Genomic DNA, 23125 nt, shown 5'->3' on the forward strand with positions numbered 1-23125 from the left:
ATATTCTCGATGGCTTGAATTACATGATACCAAGGAAACGAGCTGCAATACCTACTGCAAAGAGAGCAAGGATGATTGCGATTGGTGATACTTTTTTCTTAAGCAACCACATGCAGAGGAAAGTAAGGAGAAGTCCCATCAATCCTGGAATCAATGAGTTCAACTGACCTTGAAGTGTTTGTGGTTGAACGCTATCCAAGCTCAAACCACTAAGAGCCTGACCAAGAATTCCCTTCAATTCTCCACCTGTTACAGGCCCTTCTGGGAAGTTGATGTAGGCACCTTCAGCCAATTGTTTACCTGGAAGGTTCACAGTAAAGTTGATAGATACCCAACGTTGTACAAGAACAGCAAGGATGAACATACCAAGGATAGATGCTCCTTTAGTGATGTCTTTCAAGATACCACCAGACATGTCTTTAGTGATTTCAGATCCCGCTTTGTAACCGAACTCTTGTGTGTACCATAGGAAGGCCATACGGATAGCATTCCATCCGAAGAAGAAGAGAAGGGGACCAACAATGTTACCAGATGCAGCAAGTGATGCACCAAGAGCTCCAAGGATAGGACGAACTGTAAACCAGAATACTGGGTCACCGATACCAGCAAGAGGTCCCATCATACCGATCTTAACCCCTTGGATAGCTGCGTCGTCGATTTCAACACCGTTAGCGCGCTCTTCTTCAAGTGCAAGAGTAACCCCCATGATTGGAGCAGCTACGTATGGGTGAGTGTTGAAGAACTCAAGGTGACGCTCAAGAGCAGCCGCTTGGTCTTCTTTTTTAGTGTACAATTTTTTGATAGCTGGGATTAATGAGTAAGCCCAACCCAAGTTTTGCATACGTTCGTAGTTCCAAGAACCTTGAAGGAATTGTGAACGCCACCAAACTTTTTGACGATCTGATTTTGATAATTGAATTTTTTCAGCCATGATTGTTCCCCTTTCTAGTAGTCTTCTAGGATATCACCGATTGGGTCGTTAGAAGTCGCAGCTCCGCCGCCACCGTTTCCACCTTGTTTTGAAAGGTTAAGGTAGATGAAGGCAAGGGCAACACCGATGACACCAAGGGCAATCAAAGTCAATTGAGAAATCGCTGCAAGAGCGAAACCGATAGCGAAGAATGGCCATACTTCACGAGTTGCCATCATGTTGATAACCATAGCGTAACCAACGGCAACGACCATAGCACCACCAACAGCCATACCACCATTCAACCATTCTGGCATTAGACCAAGAGCGTCTTTAACAGCAGAAGCTGGGATAGCGATAAGGAAGGCTGCTGGAATCGCGATACGAAGACCTTGAAGAACAAGAGCAAAGTAGTGAGCGCGTTCAACAGCTGCAATGTTTCCTTCTTTTGCAGCTGCGTCAGCTGAGTGAACCAAGGCAACTGAGATTGTACGAACAATCATTGTCAAGAAAAGTCCAGCTACGGCAAGAGGGATAGCTGTGGCTGTTGCGACGGCGATACCTTCAGTAGTAAAGTTACCACCTTTGATCAAGATGATTGCTGCAGCAACAGATGCAAGAGCAGCGTCAGGAGCTACGGCAGCTCCGATGTTTGCCCAACCGAGGGCGATCATTTGAAGAGATCCACCAAGCATAACACCTGCTTCGAGGTTACCAGTTGCAAGTCCGATAAGGGTACATGCGACGATTGGTTGATGGAATTGGAATTGGTCGAGGATACCTTCAAGACCTGCAAGGAAGGCAACAACTACAACCAAGATAGCAGAAATGATTGAAATATCTGACATGGTTTTATTCCTTTTCTATGTAGTTTTAATAAAGTATTTAATCCTGTTTTCGAAAATGATAGAAACAGATTAAAATTATTGAACGTTTGCTTTTTTAATCAAGTCAAACAAATCTTTTTTCGTGTCGTTTGGTACTTTACGTACGTCAAATTCAACACCGAGGTCACGCATTTTTTCAAAGGTTGCAACGTCTTCTTTGTCCATAGACAAGACGTTATTGATCATTGTTTTACCTGTTGAGTGGGCCATAGAACCAACGTTAAGGGTCTTGATTGGCACGCCACCTTCGATGGCACGAAGGGCATCTTGAGGTGTTTCAAACAAGATAAGAGCATGTGTGTTACCAAAACGAGGATCTTTTGCAACCTCAATCAATTTTTTGATTGGTACAACGTTGGCTTTTACTCCGTTAGGAGCTGCTTGCTTGATCAATTCTTTACGCAATTCGTCGTTTGCAACGTTATCTGAAGCAACGATGATACGGTCTGCTTTTGAATCTGGAGTCCAAGCAGTGGCAACCTGACCGTGAAGGAGACGAGTGTCTAGACGAGCAAGATTGATTTTCAGTTTACCGTCACCGATAACTGTTCCTTCTGGAATAGCAGCTTGGGCAGCAGGAGCAGCTGCAGCAGTTGCAACTTCCTCAACTGGATTGAGCTCTTCTGGAAGAGCCTTGATGCCATCTTTGGCTTCTTTAATGATATTCGCAGCGACTTTGTCCACGCCAGCAGCAGCGTCCATAAGACGTTCTGTGTAAGCTTGGATCAACATCGGTAAGTTGAGTCCTGTGATGATAGCAAATTTACGATCTGGGTTTTCTCCCATCACGCGACTAGCTTGGTTGAATGGAGATCCACTCCAAAGGTCAGCCAATACTAGAACCTCATCTTCTGCGTCAAATGCAGCCACAGCGTTGTTGAATTTAGCGTAAAGATCATCTGGACCTTCATTTGGCATAAAGGTTACAACTTGAACCTTTTCTTGTTCACCAAAGATCATAGATCCTGACTGATGAATACCCGCAGCAAATTCGCCGTGGCTCGCAATAATGATTCCGATACTCATTATTGTCATTCCTCCTTTAAAATGTTTGACTGTATGTTTAAGAAAACTTTAAGCCTAACTTTAAGTATAAACCGTTTTCAAACAAAAAGCAACCATTTCTTATAAATATGTATTGGTTTTCGATGAAAACTCGCTTACAAAATGTTAATATATAAACATTTTTGTAGGAATGTATAAAAAGATAAGGGAGTAATTTAATATAAAAAAATGAAAACAGGTCGGTTAATTGAAAAATTGTGAAAATCAAAAAAGCTAGCACAAGCTAACTTTTTGAGTATTATAGGAACAAATCTTGTAGGGCATGGGCAACACCATCTTCATCGTTTGTCAGAGAGAGTTGCTCATCTGCATATGGTAGCAAATCGGGATTGGCATTTTTCATGGCATATCCCTTGCCTGCGAAAGCCAGCATTTCGGTGTCATTGTGTTCATCACCAAAGGCAATCAAATCTTGTCTGTCTCGGTTCATAACATTGAGCAAATACTCTAAAGCAAAGGCCTTGTTGACTCCTTTTGGTGTACATTCGAGAATGTTGAGGGGGCCTCCCCAGGTATTGATTGCTAGTTGGTGTTGGTAAAAACGATTCATCTCGTCTGCTAGAGCGTATTTGTCCTCAACCCTTGTTTGCAAGAGAATGCAGTTAGGATTCTTGGTTACTCGTTCAGACTGGAATTGATTTTCCGGTTGGAAGTTCTCTACGCCAAATAGTTTAGGGTCCGCAATTTCTTCATTCGGAGCTGTAATGTAAAATTTCTTACGGTATTCTCCTGCAATAAAGTCGGCTTGGATATCCTCTTTGCGTTTGACCATGTCTAAGAGGTATTTTTTGTCCAAGGTCAAGCACTTTTCGTGTTCCCAAGTCTGTCCTGGTAGATGGGTAAGGGAACCGTTGAAGTTGATCATAGGTGTGTGCAACTCTAGTTCCTGATAAAATTCTTTTGCCATACGATACGGGCGCCCCGTCGTGATGATGACATGGTGTCCTTTTTCTGAAATTTTTTTGATTGTCTTTTTGGTAAAATCGGAGAGCTTGCTTTCACCATTGAGCAAGGTTCCGTCCAAATCGACTGCAATAATTTTTTTAGTCATATAAACCTTCCTAGTAGATTCCAGATAAGATGTCTACTATTATATCAAAAAGAAAGAAGAAAAACAGACTCAAAACAAAAAATGAAAATTCCATTTTATTAAATAATTCAAACAAACATATTGAAAAAGTGAATGATAAATGATATAATACTCATATTGTTCGTAAAAAAACAAAAGGAGATTTATGATGGACAAACTATTTAAACTAAAAGAGAACGGAACAGACGTTCGTACAGAAGTTCTCGCTGGTTTAACAACTTTCTTTGCAATGAGTTACATTCTCTTTGTAAACCCACAAATGCTTGCGCAGACAGGGATGCCTGCTCAAGGTGTCTTCCTAGCAACGATTATTGGTGCAGTAGCTGGTACCTTGATGATGGCTTTCTATGCTAATCTGCCTTACGCTCAAGCACCAGGTATGGGACTCAACGCCTTCTTTACCTTTACAGTCGTATTTGGACTTGGTTATTCATGGCAAGAGGCCTTGGCTATGGTCTTTATCTGTGGGATTATTTCATTGATTATTACCTTGACAAATGTTCGGAAAATGATTATTGAATCCATTCCCAATGCGCTTCGTTCGGCTATTTCAGCAGGTATCGGTGTCTTCCTTGCCTATGTAGGGATTAAGAATGCTGGTCTTTTGAAATTCTCTATTGATCCAGGAAGTTATACAGTTGCTGGTGAAGGTGCTGATAAGGCGCAAGCAGCCATTACAGCAAATTCTTCAGCAGTTCCAGGCTTGGTTAGCTTTAATAATCCGGCTGTTTTAGTGGCTATTGCAGGTTTGGCGATTACGATTTTCTTTGTTATTAAGGGTATCAAGGGAGGAATCATCCTTTCTATTCTAACAACGACAGTTCTTGCTATCGCTGTTGGTTTGGTTGATGTATCAAGCATTGATTTTTCTAATAACCATGTAGGTGCAGCCTTTGAAGATTTGAAGACAATCTTTGGTGCAGCACTTGGCTCACAAGGATTGGGTGCTTTAATCTCAGACACTGCTCGTCTACCGGAAACACTTATGGCTATTCTGGCCTTCTCGTTGACAGATATTTTTGACACAATTGGTACTTTGATCGGTACAGGTGAAAAAGTCGGTATCGTAGCAACAAATGGTGAAAATCACCAATCAGATAAGTTAGATAAGGCTCTTTACTCTGACTTGATTGGTACTTCAATTGGTGCCATCGCAGGTACTTCAAACGTAACGACTTATGTCGAGTCTGCTGCTGGTATTGGTGCAGGTGGACGTACTGGATTAACTGCCTTAGTGGTTGCGATTTGTTTTGCAATTTCAAGTTTCTTTAGTCCACTTTTGGCAATTGTTCCATCAGCTGCGACGGCTCCAATTTTGATTATCGTTGGGATTATGATGCTTGGTAGTTTGAAAAACATCCATTGGGATGATATGGCTGAAGCTGTCCCTGCCTTCTTTACATCTATCTTCATGGGATTCAGCTACTCTATCACACAAGGGATTGCAGTTGGTTTCTTGACTTATACGTTAACAAAAGTTGTCAAAGGTCAAGCAAAGGACGTGCACGCGATGATTTGGATTTTGGATGCCTTGTTTATCCTTAACTATATCAGTATGGCGCTATAAATGATATAATAGAAAAAGGGGAGTCTCCCCTTTTTAATTATAAGGAGGTACATCATGGAAGATAAGACGATTTGGCAAGAGGTTTTAAACAGAGTGAAATGGGTGATCATCCTTTTGGTAGCTTTTGTTCTATCTCAATTTCCCATAGGACTTGCTTTGTTTTTAGCAAACAAACAGTTTCCGATTTTACAGTCAGGGCTCTTAGTAGGTGCTCTATCCATAGTCGTTTTGATTGTATTCATTATTGGTGCACGAAAAACACAACTTGCTACTTTTAATCTATCCTTTTTTAAGGCAAAAGACTTGGCTCGCTTGGTACTGAGTTATCTGGTGATTTTTGCGACAAATCTCTTGGGTTCACTCCTGCTTCGACTAACAAATGAGGCAACAACCAATAACCAATCAATACTGAATGGTTTGGTTCAGAATAGTTCCTTGATTTCAACTTTCTTCCTACTAGTCTTGATTGCGCCGATTTGTGAAGAAATTTTGTGTCGTGGAATTATTCCCCAAAAGATCTTCCGTGGAAAAGAAAAACTTGGCTTTGTTGTTGGTGCAATCGTCTTTGCCTTACTCCATATGCCAACCAATTTACCTTCTGTGATTATATATGGAGGAATGTCAACGGTTTTGACTTGGACAGCCTATAAGACTGAGCGCTTGGAGATGTCCATTTTGCTTCATATGATTCTCAATGGTATTGCATTTTGTTTGTTGGCCTTATTGGTATTGATTAGTAGAAATCTAGGTCTATCATTCTAAACCATTGACCTACTTGGAAAAGATGAATACTAACGTGTGCATCTTTTTTCTTTTTATGGTAAAATAGAGGGATAATATGGTAGAGAACCTTAAGGGAGTAACCGTTATGTCCAATAAAGTCAACCGTGAAAAAACCGCTATTTGTGGAATTATCAATGTAACACCAGATTCTTTTTCGGATGGTGGGCAGTTTTTTGCTCTTGAGCAGGCGCTCCAGCAAGCTCGTAAATTGATGGCTGAAGGAGCGAGCATGCTAGATATCGGTGGAGAATCGACTCGGCCGGGTAGTAGTAGCTATGTTGAGATAGAAGAGGAAATCCAGCGTGTTGTTCCAGTGATTAAAGCTATCCGTGAGGAAAGTGATGTTCTCATTTCCATCGATACTTGGAAAAGTCAGGTGGCAGAGGCTGCTTTGGCTGCTGGTGCCAATCTGGTAAATGACATTACGGGTCTCATGGGAGATGAGAAAATGGCGGATGTGGTTGCTAAGGCTGGTGCGAAAGTAGTCATCATGTTTAATCCAGTCATGGCTCGACCTCAGCACCCTAGTTCGCTCATATTTCCTCATCTTGGTTTTGGGCAAGCTTTTACAGAGGAAGAGTTAGCTGACTTTGAAAAAATGCCAATTGAAGACTTGATGGAGGCTTTCTTTGAACGAGCACTAGCGAGAGCCAATCAAGCTGGGATAGCAAGAGAAAACATTTTGCTGGATCCGGGAATTGGTTTTGGTCTCACCAAGAAGGAAAATCTACTTCTTCTACGGGACCTTGATAAATTGCATCAGCAGGGCTATCCAATCTTTCTTGGTGTTTCGCGCAAGCGGTTTGTTATCAATATCCTTGAGGAGAATGGCTTTGAAGTCAATCCTGAGACGGAAGTCGGTTTCCGAAATCGGGACACCGCTTCGGCTCATGTAACCAGTATCGCTGCGAGACAGGGTGTGGAAGTGGTGCGCGTGCACGATGTTGCCAGTCACAGGATGGCAGTTGAAATTGCGTCAGCCATTCGTTTGGCAGATGATGCAGAAAATCTAGATTTAAAACAATATAAGTAAGATGAACGAAATTCAAAACAATCAGTGGATTGCCCACTACCGGACGGACCAACCACATTTTGGCTTGGAACGCATGGTAGAACTCCTAGCTCTGCGAGGCAATCCCCAGCTCAAACTCAAGGTCATCCATATCGGAGGGACCAACGGCAAGGGGTCTACCATTGCTTTTTTGAAAAAGATGCTGGAAAACCTAGGACTGAGAGTTGGGGTGTTCAGCTCGCCCTATCTTATTCATTATACGGATCAGATTAGCATTAATGGGGAATCCATCCCAGAAACTAGGCTAGAAGCCCTCATGGCAGACTATCAGTCTTTGCTTGAGGGGGAATCTGCTGATAATTTGCAGGGAACAACCGAGTTTGAGATAATTACAGCTATAGCCTATGATTACTTTGCCTCAGAGCTAGTAGATGTGGCCATCATGGAAGTCGGTATGGGTGGCCTTCTGGATAGTACTAATGTCTGTCAGCCAATTTTAACAGGAATTACGACTATTGGACTGGATCATGTGGCCCTACTTGGTGACACCTTGGAATCCATAGCAGAGCAGAAGGCTGGTATTATCAAACAAGGCATTCCATTAGTGACAGGTCATATTGTTCCTGAAGCCTTGGCTGTGATTGACTCCATTGCAGAAGATAAAAATGCATCGAGACTTGCCTATGGGAAAGATTACCAGGTCAGTCATCAAAAGAGTGTGGTGACGGGTGAAATCTTTGATTATACTAGTTCTGTCAGACAAGGTCGTTTTCAAACAGGTCTGCTTGGCTTGCACCAGATAGAAAATGCGGGGATGGCGCTTGCTCTCTTAGACACTTATTGTCAGGAGACTGGGCGAGAATTTGCAAGTAATGCCTTGGTTGCTCAAGCTCTTGAGGAAACCAGTTGGCCGGGGCGTTTGGAGGTCGTGTCTAGAGACCCATTGTTGCTTTTGGATGGAGCCCACAATCCCCATGCTATCAAGGCTTTATTGGCAACCTTGCAAGAACGCTTTGCGGATTATCATAAGGAAATCCTCTTTACGTGTATTAAAACCAAGGCCTTGAATGATATGCTGGATTTACTAGAGACGATGCCAGATAGTCAATTGACTTTAACCCATTTTGACGATAGTCGGGCGACGGATGAAAGCGTGCTGAAAGAGACAGCCAAGTCTAGAAATCTTAATTACCAAAGTTGGCAGGATTTTCTAGAGCAGAAATTGACAGATAAAAATGAAGAGAAAAAAACAGTTAGGATTGTCACGGGTTCCTTGTATTTCTTGAGCCAAGTGAGAGCCTACCTAATGGAGAGGAATAACTAGAGAATGGATACACAAAAAATTGAAGCAGCTGTAAAAATGATTATCGAGGCTGTAGGAGAGGACGCTAATCGTGAGGGCTTGCAGGAAACGCCTGCTCGTGTAGCTCGTATGTACCAAGAAATTTTTTCAGGTCTTGGCCAAACTGCGGAGGAACATTTGTCAAAATCCTTTGAGATTATCGACGATAATATGGTGGTGGAGAAGGATATCTTTTTCCACACCATGTGTGAACACCACTTCTTGCCCTTCTATGGGAGAGCGCACATTGCCTATATTCCAGATGGACGTGTGGCAGGTTTGTCCAAGCTAGCCCGCACAGTTGAAGTTTATTCTAAAAAACCACAGATTCAAGAACGGTTGAATATTGAAGTAGCTGATGCCTTGATGGACTATCTAGGGGCTAAGGGAGCCTTTGTTGTCATTGAGGCTGAGCATATGTGTATGAGTATGCGTGGTGTCAGAAAACCAGGCACTGCAACTTTGACGACCGTAGCCCGTGGCCTATTTGAAACAGATAAGGATCTCCGAGATCAGGCTTATCGTCTTATGGGACTATAAAAGAATCCGCTGCGTGCGGATTTTTCTAGAAAGGACTAGTTATGGATCAACTGCAGATTAAAGATTTGGAAATTTTTGCCTATCATGGTCTTTTTCCTAGTGAGAAGGAATTGGGACAAAAGTTTGTTATTTCCGCAAGCTTATCCTATGATATGACCAAGGCGGCGACTGAGTTAGATTTGGCTTCTTCTGTCCACTATGGAGAACTTTGCCAACAGTGGACGACTTGGTTTCAGGAAAGCGCTGAGGATTTGATTGAAACGGTAGCCTACAAACTAGTAGAGCGTACCTTTGAGGCTTATCCTCTTGTTCAAGAAATTAAGCTGGAACTCAAAAAACCTTGGGCTCCAGTCCACTTACCACTTGATACCTGCTCAGTAACCATCCACCGTCGCAAGCAACGGGCCTTTATCGGCCTAGGAAGCAATATGGGCGATAAGCAAGCAAACTTGGAACAAGCTATTGACAAACTGCGAGCTCGCGGCATCCATATTCTCAAAGAATCCAGTGTTTTGACGACGGAACCTTGGGGCGGTGTGGAGCAAGATAGTTTTGCTAATCAGGTGATTGAAGTAGAAACCTGGCTACCAGCACCAGTCTTGTTAGAGACCCTATTAAGCATTGAGTCAGAGATGGGACGGGTTCGAGAAGTGCATTGGGGCCCTCGTTTGATTGATTTGGACTTGCTCTTTGTGGAGGACCAGGTCATTTATACAGACGACCTCATCTTACCTCACCCTTATGTAGCAGAACGTCTCTTTGTCCTTGAGTCTCTGCAAGAAATAGCTCCCCATTTTATCCATCCAATCTTAAAACAACCAATTCGATACTTAGTTGACCAGTTGGAGCAAGGAAATGCCTAAACTTTCCGATACCTATAGCAAGTGGAAGAGCATTGGGGAGGGACTGCTTGCTATTGTTTTAGGGCTTCTCCTGATTTGTTTTGGACAAGTTATTCCGCGGGTGGGGTACCAGTTGCTGATGGGCTACTTTTCCTTGTCAGCAGTTTGGCACTTGTTGACTCGCTGGTTTCAGGATAAAAAACGTCGGGAAAACATCTTTGTAACCTTGGGCAAGCTGGCGGTTGCGGCTCTCGTGTTTGACTCTATCATTTTGCAAGACCTTGCCCTCTATCTCCTAGTCTTTGTCATTGCGAGCTACCAGCTGTTTACGGGCGGCATTAGTCTTGTGACCTGGTCTCTCTATCGAAAAAATGCCATTCATCCTCGGCTCCATCATCTCGTCGATGCTGTATGGATGATAGGATTCGGTCTTTATAGCATCTCTCCTTTTCACGATGCAGCGAATTTTGAATTGCTCTTGCTTGGGTTTTACTTGCTCATGCTAGGGGCTAGTAGCCTTCGGGACGGTTTCTTTTTTGAAAAGATAGAAAACAATCCCAAGCTGAAGCGGCATATGCGAATGACCCTGCCTATCTTTGTGACGGCTCTGATTCCTATCAGCACCTTGCGCAAACTAAATGAGTGGCTGGCAAATCATGAAAGTCAAGAAGGGGAAGTTCATTCGGAAAGAAAAAACGACCAGACGGTTGATCTGGAAATTTTTATCCATACCTCAGAAACCTCTTTCTTCCTCGCCATGGGACATGTGGATATTTGTTATCAAGGGAAGGTTATTTCCTATGGTTCCTATGATCCTCACTCGGAGCGTTTATTCGGCATGGTTGGAGACGGTGTTTTGTTTAAGGCCAATCGGGAAAAATACATCGAGCTCTGTAAGAGAGAAAGTCAGAAGACCTTGTTTGCTTATGGTCTGAGTTTGACGGACCAACAGAAAACAGCTATCCAAGCTCGTCTAGTAGAGATAGAAGACCTGTTAATTCCTTGGGAACCAAGTTCGCAGTTGATGAAAAGAAGAGAGGGTGAGGTCAAGCATACCTACTCTTACCAACTCAAACAGGAAGCGGATGCGACCCTCTATAAATTTAGCTCATCCGAGTTTAAGACCTACTTTGTTCTCAGTACCAATTGTGTTTTGCTGGCAGACTCTATCGTGGGAAAAGCTGGGACTGATATACTGAGTCCCCAAGGTTTCATTGTGCCAGGGACTTATCAGGATTACCTTGATTTAGAGTATACAAAACCAAACGGTCTAGTTGTCAGTCGCTCCATTTATTAGAAAAAGAAAGCTCTAGTTCCTCAGCAGTTTGCGCCGAGAAGCTAGAGTTTTTAAAATAGGTCATTTTCTTCTGGAAGGAGGATGGTTTCCCTGCCGTCAATGTCTAAAACAAGTACCCTAGGAGGGTAAAGCGGATCGAAAGGATGATTGAAATCAAAATCGATCCTAGTCGGAAGGTGCTGGCTAGAAAAATGGAAGGTGATGGCCCCCTTATTGTTGAGCAGTTGAAACTCAAGCTCTTCTTCTAATTCAAAGACATTTTTCAGGAAATGATCAATAATATACCATAAAGAGTCAATGACATCGTCAGGCAGGCTGGTAACGACACCAAAACTAGCGGAACGTCTCTGTGTATTTGTAAAAGCCATGTTTTCATCCCCCTTTTTTTCCTTATCATACAGCAAAATGTCTTAAAAATCAAGAAATCGTAATTGCTTTTTCAAAATGGGAATAAACTGTGAAATTTTTTCAAAGTTTCTCTTAAAAATACTTGAAAGTGTTTACAATAAGTGATAAAATGGAGTAAGTAGATGCGTGAAAGCGAAATTTTCATTATAGAAAGGAAACGGAATGAACACAGATGATACAGTAACGATTTATGACGTCGCCCGTGAAGCAGGAGTTTCAATGGCAACAGTTAGCCGTGTCGTTAATGGCAACAAGAATGTTAAAGAGAACACTCGAAAAAAAGTCCTAGAAGTGATTGATCGCTTGGACTATCGTCCAAATGCGGTAGCCCGTGGTTTAGCTAGCAAGAAAACAACGACAGTCGGAGTTGTGATTCCTAACATTACCAATGGTTATTTCTCAACGCTTGCTAAGGGAATTGACGACATTGCTGAAATGTACAAGTATAACATTGTCCTTGCAAATAGTGATGAGGATGATGAAAAGGAAGTTTCAGTGGTTAACACTCTCTTTTCAAAACAAGTCGATGGGATTATCTTTATGGGCTATCACTTGACTGAAAAGATTCGTTCAGAGTTTTCTCGTTCACGGACACCGGTTGTTCTTGCTGGTACTGTGGATGTAGAGCACCAACTTCCAAGTGTGAATATCGATTACAAACAAGCAACGATTGATGCCGTGAGCTGTCTTCTCAAAGAAAACGAAAAGATTGCTTTTGTAAGTGGACCACTCGTCGATGATATCAATGGCAAGGTTCGTTTGATTGGTTACAAGGAAGCCTTGAAAAAAGCTGGACATTCTTATAGTGAGGGATTGGTCTTTGAATCAAAATACAGCTATGACGATGGTTATGCCTTGGCAGAACGCTTGATTTCATCACAAGCTACAGCCGCAGTTGTAACAGGCGATGAATTGGCAGCAGGTGTCCTAAATGGTTTGGCTGACCACGGTGTGTCTGTACCAGAAGAGTTTGAAATCATTACGACAGATGACTCTCAGATTGCACGATTCACTCGTCCAAACTTGACTACTATTGCCCAACCTCTTTATGACCTAGGTGCTATCAGCATGCGTATGTTGACTAAGATTATGCATAAAGAAGAATTGGAAGAACGTGAAGTTCTCCTACCTCATGGTTTGACAGAACGCCGCTCTACACGAAAACGTAAATAGAAAAAATCAGGAAATCGTGAGATTTCCTGATTTGCTTTCTAGAGAAGGAGTTATACTCAATGAAAATCAAAGAGCAAACTAGGAAGCTAGCCGCAGGTTGTTCAAAGCACTGCTTTGAGGTTGTAGATGAAACTGACGAAGTCAGCTCAAAACACCGTTTTGAGGTTGTAGATAGAACTGACGAAGTCAGTAACATATATACGGTAAGGCGACGCTGACGTGGTTTGAAGAGATTTTCGAAGAGGATTAGCCTTCCATATAGTCTTTTAAGGCTTGTCCTTTTAATCCAGCATTAAGGGCAATTAATAATTTGAGGCGCGCTTTTTGAGCGTTGAGTTCTTTGACAAAGAGAACACCAGACTCTTGCAACTGCACCCCTCCACCTTGGTAGGCGTAGACAGGTTCAGCAATGCCATTAAAACAACGTGAGACCAAGGCGACTGGGATTCCTTTTTGGAGGAGATTTTCCAACTTTTGAGCTGTTTCTTTGGGGATATTACCTGCTCCGAAGGCCTGAATGACTAAGCCATCCAGCTGTTCCAAGTCCAACATATCGATCAGCTCGTCTGTCATACCGGCATAGGCAGAGATGATGGGAACCAGACCTTGAATATGCTCAAGATCAAACCGGACACGAGGTTCAGCCGTTTTGAAGTAGAGGATTTCTTGCTTCATGATGAGGCCAAGTGGTCCATGTGTTGGGGTTTGAAAGGTGCTGACGTTGGTCGTATGAGTTTTGGTAACATACTTGGCTGCGTGGATCTCGTCGTTCATGACGACCAGTACACCCTTGTCGGTTGCTTTGTCATCGCTGGCAACTCGCAAAGCGCTCAGATAGTTATATACACCGTCGCTACCAAGTTCGTTTGAACTACGCATGGCCCCTGTTAGAACGATGGGGATGGGCGGAATTTTCATGGTATCAAGGAAGTAGGCTGTTTCTTCTAAGGTATCTGTACCATGTGTGATGACAACTCCATCGTAGTTATTAGCTTCCTCTTTGATTTTATGATAGAGGGCTAGCATATGCTTGGGTTTGATATGGGGACTTGGCAGATTAAAAAAGTCTAGGGCATGAACCTCAATCCCTTCAAGCGGATTGGAAACATGATTCATGGGATTGTCTTGGCTAGTTACAACTGCCCCAGTGGCGTCTGCTTGCATGGAAATAGTCCCACCTGTATGTAAAACAAGGATTTTCTTAGGCATGATTTAGTCACTCTTTCTGAAATGTGGTATAATCATTGTAACACAAAAGGGGAGAATGGGATAGGATGGAAGTCAAGGCTGTTTTTTTTGATATCGATGGAACGCTAGTCAACGATCGCAAGAGTGTTTTGAAATCCACTAAGGACGCGATTAAGATTGTCAAAGAGCAAGGGGTACTTGTTGGAGTAGCGACAGGACGAGGACCGTTTTTTGTCAAGGAATTGATGGAAGACTTGGACCTAGACTTTGCGGTGACCTACAATGGCCAATACATTTTTAATAAAGAAAAGGTACTCTTTGCAAGTCCGATTGCTAAGTCAAGCCTGCGTCAACTGATTGCTTATGCTAAAAAGGAGCGTAAAGAAATCGCTCTTGGAACCGAGCATGCCGTTGTTGGTTCGAAGATTATGTCATTTGGTCTCGGCTCCTTTTCTCAACTGGTTAGTCGTTTTATCCCGACAGTGCTGACAAGAACCGTCAGCCGTTCTTTTAATCGAATGGTCAGCAAGGCAGTTCCTCAAAAAGAAGACGACTTGCTTAACTTGATTAATCAACCCATTTATCAAGTTTTGATGCTGATGACGCCAGAGGAATCTGAGAAGGCAGCAGCCGATTTTGAAGACTTGAAACTGACTCGAAGCAATCCTTTTGCCGCAGATATCATTAACCAAGGTAATTCCAAACTAGAAGGCATTTGTCGGGTCGGGAAAGAATATGGCTTTGCTCTCAACCAAGTCATGGCCTTCGGTGATTCAGATAATGACCTGGAAATGTTAGCAGGTGTCGGTATGTCAGTCGCTATGGGAAATGGCAGTAGCAGTGCCAAAGAGGTTGCTAAACACATTACGGCAAGTAATCAACAAGATGGCATCCACAAGGCGCTTGAGCACTTTGGTGTTTTGGCTTCAGAAAAAGTGTTTGTCAGTCGGGATTACCACTTTAATAAGGTCAAGACCTTCCACCACATGATGGATGAACGAACTCAAGAAGAGCCACAGGCATGGGATGTTGAAGGTGCAACTCACCGAGCAGATTTTAAAATTGAAGAATTAGTAGAGTTTGTTCGCGCGGCAAGTTCTTCAGAGGAAGAATTCCAAAACTCCCTTGCAAGCATGCATGAAGCACTTGATAAGGCGGCAGAGAAAGTGGCGAAAAAGACACCTGCTAAGCAAAATCTGGTTGGTCAAGTGGATGCTTTGATTGATACGCTGTATTTCACATACGGTAGTTTTGTTTTGATGGGAGTGGATCCAGAACGCATTTTTGATATTGTCCATGAAGCGAATATGGGGAAGGTTTTCCCTGATGGGAAAGCTCATTTTGACCCAGTTACACACAAGATTTTAAAACCAGATGACTGGGAAGAAAAATATGCTCCAGAACCTGCCATTAAACAGGAGCTACAACGTCAGCTTAAGGCTTATGAGCGACATAAAGAAAGAAACAGAAATAATAAGTAATAAAAAGGAGCTCTAGGCTCCTTTTCTTACTATTTACAATGTTTTTTCACTTTCTCTCACGACCAGCAAATCGACTTTTGCATGGCGGAGAATATATTCAGATGAAGAACCGACTAAGAGGCGTTCAAAGGCATTGAGACCTGTAGCACCAACTAAAATCAAGTCAACATTTTCTGCGTCCGGAATCGTCCGAGCGAGGAGAGTTTTGGGATTTCCCATTTCGATGACGATGTGGATATCCGTTAAACCAGCATCTTTTGCACGCTTTTCATACTCTTTCATCATACTTTCAGCATCGGCTTGGAGTTCTTCGTAAACTTCAGCATCAAAGGTAGATACGCTTTGAAGAGCGCGTGTGTCAATAACATGGACAATGGTAAGCTTGGATTCATTGCGTAGAGCAGTGTAAACACCTTTGACGAAAGCCAAGTCCGCTTCTTTAGAACCATCAATTGCGACCATAACATTTTGGTAACGTTGTGCCATAATGAAACCTCCTGAAATTTTCTTACTGTTATTGTAACCCTTTTCACTAAAGAAGTAAAGTAAAAATCATATTTTAAACCATATTGTTGGTCATAGACTTAGTGCGTATATAGAAATAAAAGAAAAGAGAATTGGTGAGAATTCCCATTGTCCATTTTTTCTTTTACTTCCTTGTTTATGGAAGCTTGTCGCAGCGACTTTCTAGTGGTATAATGTTACTATCCTGACGAATTGAGGAAAAAAGATGAAAGAATTTAACAAATCTAGCAAGCTAGAACATGTTGCTTATGATATCCGTGGTCCTGTTTTAGAAGAAGCCATGCGTATGCGAGCAAACGGAGAAAAGATTTTACGCCTGAATACAGGGAATCCAGCAGAATTTGGCTTTACAGCACCAGATGAGGTCATTCATGACTTGATTATGAATGCGCGTGATAGTGAAGGCTACTCTGATTCTAAAGGGATTTTCTCAGCCCGTAAGGCAATCATGCAGTATTGCCAACTGAAGAAATTCCCAAATGTGGATATTGACGATATTTACCTTGGAAATGGTGTCAGTGAGCTGATTGTCATGTCCATGCAGGGGCTTTTGGACAATGGAGATGAGGTCTTGGTTCCTATGCCGGACTATCCTCTCTGGACAGCAGCTGTCAGCCTAGCTGGGGGAAATGCCGTCCACTATATCTGTGATGAGGCTGCAGAATGGTACCCAGATATTGACGATATCAAGTCAAAAATCACTTCAAATACCAAGGCTATTATTCTCATCAATCCAAATAATCCGACAGGAGCTCTCTATCCCAAGGAACTCTTGTTGGAGATTATCGAGATTGCACGTCAAAACGACTTAATTATCTTTGCGGATGAAATTTACGACCGTATGGTCATGGACGGTCATGAGCATGTCTCAGTAGCTAGTCTGGCTCCAGATGTCTTCTGTGTCAGCATGAATGGTCTTTCAAAATCTCACCGTATCGCTGGTTTCCGTATAGGATGGATGGTCTTATCTGGACCTAAGACACATGTCAAGGGCTATATTGAAGGTCTTAATATGCTGTCTAACATGCGCCTTTGCTCTAACGTTTTGGCCCAGCAAGTCGTACAAACCTCGCTAGGTGGGCACCAGTCGGTGGACGAATTGCTCCTTCCTGGTGGACGGATCTACGAGCAAAGAAACTTCATTTACAATGCCATTCAAGATATTCCTGGTTTGTCTGCTGTTAAACCCAAAGCCGGACTTTATATCTTCCCTAAAATTGACCGCAATATGTATCGCATCGATGATGATGAACAGTTTGTCCTCAATTTCTTGAAGCAAGAGAAGGTTCTCTTGGTTCATGGTCGTGGTTTTAACTGGAAGGAACCAGACCATTTCCGTATCGTTTACCTTCCTCGTGTGGATGAATTAGCACAAATCCAAGAAAAGATGACTCGTTTCTTGAAACAGTATCGTAGATAGGGCTTACATGAGAAAAAGCTGGAAACATTTGCCTAGAGCTATTGACAAAAGTATCAGAATCAGATAGAATAGTAAAGTATGTTTAGTAACTGATCACTTTATAGCCGGCTAAACGAATACAAAATCTATGAGGAGGTATTCATCGTGAAACGTACTTATCAACCAAGTAAAATTCGTCGTGCGCGCAAACACGGATTCCGTAACCGTATGTCAACTAAAAACGGTCGTCGCGTATTGGCAGCTCGTCGTCGTAAAGGACGCAAAGTTTTGGCTGCATAATCCAAACAAATTCAGCAAAGAAGTCAGTAGGAACTCGAGTCTACTGGCTTTTCTTTTTATCTTAAAGGGTGCATTGCCCACGAAATCGTCAATTTCAAATGGAACTCATGGAGGGCTCATTTAAAAGGTCACATACAAAAAACTCAAAACCAGATATAAGTTACTGATTTTGAGTTTTTGTTTATTCTTTTAAGTGATAAGAGTAGCTAGCGACAACGACGTCTTCGTGCCATCTGAGAGCGTATTTAAGTTTGAGGCTCATTTGATTGTGCAGGATATTTTGCCAAGGCTTGTTAGGGATGAACTGTGGGACAAGGACTGTAACGGTGTAGTTTTTTTGCTTAGCTTCTTGGGCAATTCGTTTGACATACTTGACGCTAGGGGTGATGATGTCGCGGTAGCTGGTATTGATATTCTTCAGAGTGATACTTGGGAAGTAATCGGCAAATTCCTGAAGAATTTCTTGGTCTTTTTCTGCCGTTTCTTTAGTAGAAATGTGCATGGCCAACACTTCGTCACCGATACTTTGAGCGTAGTTAATGGCTCCGACACTTACTCGAGTAACATTTCCTACTAGGACAAGGACAAGGTTACCGTCATAAGTGCGTTTTTCGATTCCTTCGTAGAGTCGCAGCTGTTTTGCCACTTTTTGGTAATGGTTGTGAATGGACAAAAAGAGGAAGGTTAAGACTAGAATAATTGGGAAGAATGGCCAGATATCACCCAGTCTGAAGAGGAGTAAAATGAGGACAATGGCATAACAAATGATGGCCCCAAGGATATTAGCGAAGGCAGATTTTAAGAAGTTTACTCCTTTTTCCTTTTTCCAATGGCGAATCATCCCAGTCTGAGAAAGGGCAAAGGGAACGAAGACCCCGATAGTATAAAGAGGAATCAAGCGTTCAGTATTCCCATTAAAAATGAGAAGAAGGATCATAGCCCCAAAAGCCAGAGTTAAGATACCATTGGAGTAGCCAAGACGATCCCCTTTTTCCATAAAGAGATGGGGCATGTACTTGTTTTTTGCCATATTGTAGGCCAGCATAGGGAAGGCTGAAAATCCAGTATTTGCAGCTACAGCTAGAATCAAGGCTGTCGAGAACTGGAAGAGATAGTAGCTAGCATGACCAAAAAATGAATCACCAAGAATGCCCTTGGCCATTTGCGAAAGGATGGTTTCTCCGTTTTGAGGCGTGATGCCCATCCAGTAGTTTAGGAAGGTGATGCCTGCAAAAAGAAATCCTAAAATCAGTGACATGATGGTCAAGGTTTGAGCAGCATTCTTTTCTTTTGGAGTTTTGAAAAATGGGACTGCATTTGAAATAGCCTCAACCCCAGTTAGAGAGGCAGAACCGCTAGTAAAGGCTCTCAATAGGAGAACGATGGAAAGGCTTGGAACAGTTTGCCCAATGGTTGAAGTCGCTTGATAGTTTAGGGAGCCTGTAGATAGTTGAAAGAACCCATAAAGCAAGAGAAAGACGGTACTGAAGATAAAGAGGTAGACGGGAATCATCAGAGAGCTGGCAGATTCTTTCAAGCCTCTTAAATTCAAGAGCATGAGCAGGCAGACTAGGAAAATAGAGATATGAAGATTGTAGGGATGGAGGGCAGGGATGGCTGCAGTAATAGCATCAGCTCCAGAAGCAACGGATACGGCTACTGTCAGCATATAGTCAACAAGGAGGCTGCCCCCTGCAATCAAGCCTAGTTCAGGGGAGAGATTTTCCCGAGTGACCATATAAGCCCCACCACCTTGAGGATAGGCGTGAATAATTTGACGATAGGAAATGGTCAAACTAGCGAGGAGTAAGAGGACAAAAATACCGATAGGGAGGCTCCACCAAATAGCGAGAGGAGAGAGACTGACTAAAACGAGAATGACTTGTTCAGGCCCGTAGGCAATAGAAGACAGGGCATCACTGGATAACATTGCAAGTGCCTGCATTTTTCCAAGTAATCCCCCTTCACCATCTGTGAGAGACTTGAGTGGTCGACCGATAAAGGTATATTTTAATTTTCTAAACATTTTCTTTTCCTTTGATGAAAATTTCAATAAGTGTTATTATACTGCTTTGAAAAAAGGCAGTCAAGGGAGAATGACTGGTTTTTGGATATTTTTCCAAGCCGAGGGATGCTATTTTTGGTATAATAGATGGAAGAATGAGGTTAGAAGAGATGATTTTTGATACGCACACACATTTAAATGTAGAAGAATTTGCAGGACGTGAGGAGGAAGAGCTTGCCTTGGCTGCTGAGATGGGTGTGACACAGATGAATATTGTTGGTTTTGATAAACCGACCATTGAGCGAGCCCTAGAGTTAGCAGATGAGTATGAGCAACTCTGCGCAACTATTGGCTGGCATCCAACGGAAGCAGGGACATACACAGACGAGGTCGAAGCTTACTTGCTTAAGAAGCTAAAGCATCCCAAGGTTGTCGCTTTAGGTGAGATTGGTCTGGACTACCATTGGATGACAGCACCTAAGGAAGTGCAGGAACAGGTTTTTCGTCGTCAGATTCAGCTGTCTAAGGATTTGAACTTGCCTTTTGTGGTCCACACTCGTGATGCGCTAGAAGATACTTATGAGATTATCAAGAGTGAGGGCGTTGGTCCTCGTGGTGGGATTATGCATTCATTTTCAGGCTCTCTAGAGTGGGCTGAGAAGTTTATCGAGCTTGGCATGACCATTTCTTTCTCAGGAGTGGTGACCTTTAAGAAAGCGACGGATATCCAAGAGGCTGCTAGAGAGCTTCCTTTAGACAAGATTTTGGTAGAGACGGATGCGCCCTACCTGGCTCCTGTTCCTAAACGTGGCCGTGAGAATAAAACAGCCTACACACGCTATGTGGTGGACTTTATTGCCGACTTGCGTGGGATGACGACCGAGGAATTAGCAGCAGCAACGACTGCAAATGCAGAGCGTATCTTTGGATTGGGCAGCAAGTGATGAAAGAAAAAATTTCCCAAGTCATTGTGGTCGAAGGTCGCGATGATACGGTCAATCTCAAACGTTACTTTGATGTAGAGACCTATGAAACACGAGGTTCCGCAATAAATGACCAGGATATAGAACGCATTCAGCGCCTGCATGAATTGCATGGAGTCATTGTCTTTACAGATCCAGATTTTAATGGGGAGCGGATTCGTCGCATGATTATGACGGCCATTCCAACAGTGCAGCATGCCTTTCTCAAGCGAGATGAGGCTGTTCCCAAATCCAAATCCAAGGGACGTTCTCTGGGAATCGAACACGCCAGCTATGAAGATCTAAAAACAGCGCTGGCTCAGGTGACAGAACAATTTGAAAACGAGAACGAGTTTGACATCAGTCGTGGTGACTTGATTCGCCTAGGTTTCCTAGCGGGAGCAGACAGCCGTAGGCGCCGAGAGTATTTAGGCGAACAGCTCCGCATCGGCTATTCCAACGGCAAGCAACTCCTCAAGCGTTTAGAGTTGTTTGGCGTAACCTTGGCAGAAGTGGAAGAAGCTATGGAAAGTTATGATAATAGCTAGATAGCCCAAAAATACAAAGGGAATGTGTTACAATAGAAGTGAATAGATTGAGATGCTGGCTGTATGGGAACTGGTGTCCTACCTCATAAGATAGAACTTGAAATTTCTGAAGATATGTTGAAAGTCTATATAGATTTATCTACGGAAGAGGGATGAGTAGAATTCCATATCTTACTTTTAAAAAATTGAAAGGAAACAACATGGCCAATAGAAGCCATATTTACTTAAAAAACGGAGATGAAGCCCGTATTCTAACAGAGGGAATTTACACAATACCTTATTTTTGGCAATTGTTTTGGGATGAAGAAGATTTAAAAGCTCCTATTGCTCTCTGGGAAACAGCAGAAAAACTCGAAGAAGATGAAGAGGAAGCAGAAAAGTTTTACCAAGAGCAGAATGTAGATATCTTACTTTCTATTGAAAAATTCCAGCAAAATGCCCTCCAAAATCGGTCTTTTTTAGAAGAAAATGCCCCGCAAGCCTTGCAACTATATGATGCCTTTGTTCGTTATATTCTTGCAAATGTCAAAGACGGTGATGTGCTTGGATTTGATGTTTTGGATGTAGTTTTTATGAATCAAGTGTCTGTAGTTTCTGATAAACTGTTAAAAAATATCCGAGCTATTCAGGAAAATCAACCAGAAGATTTGGATTTTTCTCTAACGGATAAGAACCTAATTGGCCTTGCTATGGGTTTTCCTGATTATTATGCTTCAGAATTATTGCCAGAAGACAATATTCTAGATTCGGTTGCCTATCAGGATGAATTGAAGAAAATGAACCCCCAAGAAGATAAGAAAGCGCTTGATATGACTGGATCCGATTCAAACAAGCATCGTATTCATTTTGTGTTTTGGATTGTATTGGTACTAGGAATTATATGGGTTCTATATATTGTTTTTAGCTAATAAATAGAAAAGAGAATAAATGAGAATTGCAGATTATAGCGTGACCAAGGCAGTGCTGGAGCGTCACGGTTTTACCTTTAAAAAGTCCTTCGGGCAAAATTTCCTGACGGATACCAATATCCTTCAAAAAATCGTGGATACGGCTGAAATTGATGACCAGGTCAATGTCATCGAAATCGGGCCAGGGATTGGTGCCTTGACAGAATTTTTGGCAGAGCGTGCAGCTCAAGTCATGGCCTTTGAGATCGACCACCGTTTGGTACCGATTTTGGCGGATACCCTGCGTGATTTTGACAATGTGACAGTAGTCAACGAGGATATTCTCAAAGTTGACTTGGCGCAACATATCCAGAATTTCAAAAATCCAGAATTGCCAATTAAAGTAGTAGCCAACTTGCCCTACTATATCACGACACCTATTCTCATGCACTTGATTGAAAGTGGCATTCCTTTTAGTGAGTTTGTCGTTATGATGCAAAAAGAAGTGGCGGATCGCATCTCAGCACAGCCAAATACCAAGGCTTACGGTAGTTTGTCGATTGCTGTCCAGTATTATATGACAGCCAAGGTTGCCTTCATCGTGCCTCGTACGGTCTTTGTGCCAGCCCCAAACGTGGACTCAGCCATTTTGAAAATGGTACGCCGTCCAGAGCCGGCTGTAGCAGTAAAAGATGAGAACTTCTTCTTTAAGGTTTCCAAGGCTAGCTTCACTCATCGTCGCAAGACCTTATGGAATAACTTAACAGGCTACTTTGGCAAGACTGATGAAGTCAAGGACAAGCTGACCAAGGCCTTGGACCAAGCAGGTTTGTCACCAAGTGTACGTGGTGAAGCTCTCAGCTTAGAAGAATTTGCTAGCCTTTCAGATGCGCTTAAAGGACAAGGACTCTAAG

General features: G+C 42.6%; 23 protein-coding genes. 15 read left to right on the top strand and 8 right to left on the bottom strand.

The genetic code is table 11. The features are described 5' to 3' along the window. Nucleotides 1-19: 19 nt before the first annotated feature. From M1F56_RS03970 to M1F56_RS03985, 4 genes are all read right to left on the bottom strand, one after another. Complete coding sequence (locus M1F56_RS03970) at nucleotides 20-931, bottom strand: PTS system mannose/fructose/sorbose family transporter subunit IID (RefSeq protein ID WP_000818320.1); 912 nt, start codon at nucleotides 929-931, stop codon at nucleotides 20-22. A gap of 14 nt (nucleotides 932-945) precedes the next feature. Continuing rightward, entirely contained in the window at nucleotides 946-1758 is an 813-nt protein-coding gene (locus tag M1F56_RS03975) for a PTS mannose/fructose/sorbose transporter subunit IIC (RefSeq protein WP_009730710.1), read from the bottom strand. Between the two features lie 75 nt (nucleotides 1759-1833). After that, the gene (locus tag M1F56_RS03980) at nucleotides 1834-2823 is read right to left on the bottom strand and encodes a PTS sugar transporter subunit IIB (protein WP_009730709.1); all 990 of its coding nucleotides are present in this window, start codon (nucleotides 2821-2823) and stop codon (nucleotides 1834-1836) included. Nucleotides 2824-3100: 277 nt separating this feature from the next. Continuing rightward, entirely contained in the window at nucleotides 3101-3913 is an 813-nt protein-coding gene (locus tag M1F56_RS03985; RefSeq protein ID WP_061598787.1) for a Cof-type HAD-IIB family hydrolase, read from the bottom strand. A gap of 187 nt (nucleotides 3914-4100) precedes the next feature. Between M1F56_RS03985 and M1F56_RS03990 the strand changes: the two genes are divergently transcribed. The 7 genes from M1F56_RS03990 to M1F56_RS04020 all read left to right on the top strand — a co-directional run bounded on the left by M1F56_RS03990 (nucleotide 4101) and on the right by M1F56_RS04020 (nucleotide 11335). Beyond that, complete coding sequence (locus M1F56_RS03990; RefSeq protein ID WP_084872192.1) at nucleotides 4101-5519, top strand: NCS2 family permease; 1419 nt, start codon at nucleotides 4101-4103, stop codon at nucleotides 5517-5519. Between the two features lie 54 nt (nucleotides 5520-5573). Beyond that, nucleotides 5574-6281 (top strand): CPBP family intramembrane glutamic endopeptidase, encoded by a 708-nt coding sequence (locus tag M1F56_RS03995; RefSeq protein ID WP_247916932.1) that lies wholly within the window; start codon nucleotides 5574-5576, stop codon nucleotides 6279-6281. 76 nt (nucleotides 6282-6357) lie between these two features. Then, the gene (gene folP, locus M1F56_RS04000) at nucleotides 6358-7335 is read left to right on the top strand and encodes a dihydropteroate synthase (RefSeq protein ID WP_247916933.1); all 978 of its coding nucleotides are present in this window, start codon (nucleotides 6358-6360) and stop codon (nucleotides 7333-7335) included. A gap of 1 nt (nucleotide 7336) precedes the next feature. After that, the gene (locus M1F56_RS04005; RefSeq protein ID WP_247916934.1) at nucleotides 7337-8638 is read left to right on the top strand and encodes a bifunctional folylpolyglutamate synthase/dihydrofolate synthase; all 1302 of its coding nucleotides are present in this window, start codon (nucleotides 7337-7339) and stop codon (nucleotides 8636-8638) included. A 3-nt stretch (nucleotides 8639-8641) separates the two neighbouring features. Continuing rightward, nucleotides 8642-9196, top strand: coding sequence for a GTP cyclohydrolase I FolE (gene folE / locus M1F56_RS04010; RefSeq protein WP_000380916.1), 555 nt, complete (start codon nucleotides 8642-8644; stop codon nucleotides 9194-9196). 41 nt (nucleotides 9197-9237) lie between these two features. After that, on the top strand, nucleotides 9238-10059 hold the full coding sequence (gene folK, locus M1F56_RS04015; protein WP_084872196.1) for a 2-amino-4-hydroxy-6-hydroxymethyldihydropteridine diphosphokinase: 822 nt from the start codon (nucleotides 9238-9240) through the stop codon (nucleotides 10057-10059). Continuing rightward, nucleotides 10052-11335 (top strand): DUF308 domain-containing protein, encoded by a 1284-nt coding sequence (locus M1F56_RS04020; RefSeq protein WP_247916935.1) that lies wholly within the window; start codon nucleotides 10052-10054, stop codon nucleotides 11333-11335. Before folK ends, M1F56_RS04020 begins: the two co-directional genes overlap by 8 nt. A gap of 50 nt (nucleotides 11336-11385) precedes the next feature. Here the strand turns inward: M1F56_RS04020 and M1F56_RS04025 are convergent, their stop codons facing one another. Continuing rightward, nucleotides 11386-11703 carry a DUF960 domain-containing protein gene (locus M1F56_RS04025; protein ID WP_084911833.1) on the bottom strand — a complete coding sequence of 106 codons (318 nt, stop codon included), beginning with the start codon at nucleotides 11701-11703 and terminating at the stop codon, nucleotides 11386-11388. Between the two features lie 202 nt (nucleotides 11704-11905). Between M1F56_RS04025 and ccpA the strand changes: the two genes are divergently transcribed. Then, nucleotides 11906-12916, top strand: coding sequence for a catabolite control protein A (ccpA, locus tag M1F56_RS04030; protein WP_247916936.1), 1011 nt, complete (start codon nucleotides 11906-11908; stop codon nucleotides 12914-12916). Nucleotides 12917-13162: 246 nt separating this feature from the next. Here the strand turns inward: ccpA and M1F56_RS04035 are convergent, their stop codons facing one another. Then, nucleotides 13163-14125 (bottom strand): asparaginase, encoded by a 963-nt coding sequence (locus tag M1F56_RS04035; RefSeq protein WP_247916937.1) that lies wholly within the window; start codon nucleotides 14123-14125, stop codon nucleotides 13163-13165. A 65-nt stretch (nucleotides 14126-14190) separates the two neighbouring features. On the opposite strand from M1F56_RS04035, the gene M1F56_RS04040 reads away from it, so the two are divergent. Next, nucleotides 14191-15585 (top strand): Cof-type HAD-IIB family hydrolase, encoded by a 1395-nt coding sequence (locus M1F56_RS04040; RefSeq protein ID WP_057489259.1) that lies wholly within the window; start codon nucleotides 14191-14193, stop codon nucleotides 15583-15585. Nucleotides 15586-15618: 33 nt separating this feature from the next. Here M1F56_RS04040 and M1F56_RS04045 read toward each other — a convergent pair whose 3' ends face one another. Then, entirely contained in the window at nucleotides 15619-16071 is a 453-nt protein-coding gene (locus tag M1F56_RS04045; protein WP_000079164.1) for a universal stress protein, read from the bottom strand. Between the two features lie 244 nt (nucleotides 16072-16315). On the opposite strand from M1F56_RS04045, the gene M1F56_RS04050 reads away from it, so the two are divergent. Beyond that, on the top strand, nucleotides 16316-17530 hold the full coding sequence (locus M1F56_RS04050; protein WP_247916938.1) for a pyridoxal phosphate-dependent aminotransferase: 1215 nt from the start codon (nucleotides 16316-16318) through the stop codon (nucleotides 17528-17530). A 144-nt stretch (nucleotides 17531-17674) separates the two neighbouring features. Further along, nucleotides 17675-17809, top strand: coding sequence for a 50S ribosomal protein L34 (gene rpmH, locus M1F56_RS04055; RefSeq protein WP_000831902.1), 135 nt, complete (start codon nucleotides 17675-17677; stop codon nucleotides 17807-17809). 181 nt (nucleotides 17810-17990) lie between these two features. Here rpmH and M1F56_RS04060 read toward each other — a convergent pair whose 3' ends face one another. Further along, nucleotides 17991-19835 (bottom strand): APC family permease, encoded by a 1845-nt coding sequence (locus M1F56_RS04060; RefSeq protein ID WP_247916939.1) that lies wholly within the window; start codon nucleotides 19833-19835, stop codon nucleotides 17991-17993. A 149-nt stretch (nucleotides 19836-19984) separates the two neighbouring features. Here M1F56_RS04060 and M1F56_RS04065 point away from each other — a divergent pair, with 149 nt between their 5' ends. The 4 genes from M1F56_RS04065 to rsmA all read left to right on the top strand — a co-directional run bounded on the left by M1F56_RS04065 (nucleotide 19985) and on the right by rsmA (nucleotide 23124). Then, nucleotides 19985-20758, top strand: a complete 774-nt coding sequence (locus M1F56_RS04065) for a TatD family hydrolase (RefSeq protein ID WP_247916940.1) — start codon at nucleotides 19985-19987, stop codon at nucleotides 20756-20758. Beyond that, nucleotides 20758-21324, top strand: a complete 567-nt coding sequence (gene rnmV / locus M1F56_RS04070; RefSeq protein WP_247916941.1) for a ribonuclease M5 — start codon at nucleotides 20758-20760, stop codon at nucleotides 21322-21324. Before M1F56_RS04065 ends, rnmV begins: the two co-directional genes overlap by 1 nt. A gap of 200 nt (nucleotides 21325-21524) precedes the next feature. Next, entirely contained in the window at nucleotides 21525-22232 is a 708-nt protein-coding gene (locus M1F56_RS04075) for a hypothetical protein (RefSeq protein ID WP_000013622.1), read from the top strand. 19 nt (nucleotides 22233-22251) lie between these two features. Then, a complete protein-coding gene (gene rsmA, locus M1F56_RS04080; RefSeq protein WP_247916942.1) occupies nucleotides 22252-23124 on the top strand; it encodes a 16S rRNA (adenine(1518)-N(6)/adenine(1519)-N(6))-dimethyltransferase RsmA in 873 nt (290 codons plus the stop codon). The last annotated feature ends 1 nt before the right edge of the window (nucleotide 23125 follow it).

The sequence above is a fragment of the Streptococcus oralis genome, assembly GCF_023109005.1.
In the GTDB taxonomy this organism is placed as follows: domain Bacteria; phylum Bacillota; class Bacilli; order Lactobacillales; family Streptococcaceae; genus Streptococcus; species Streptococcus oralis_BU.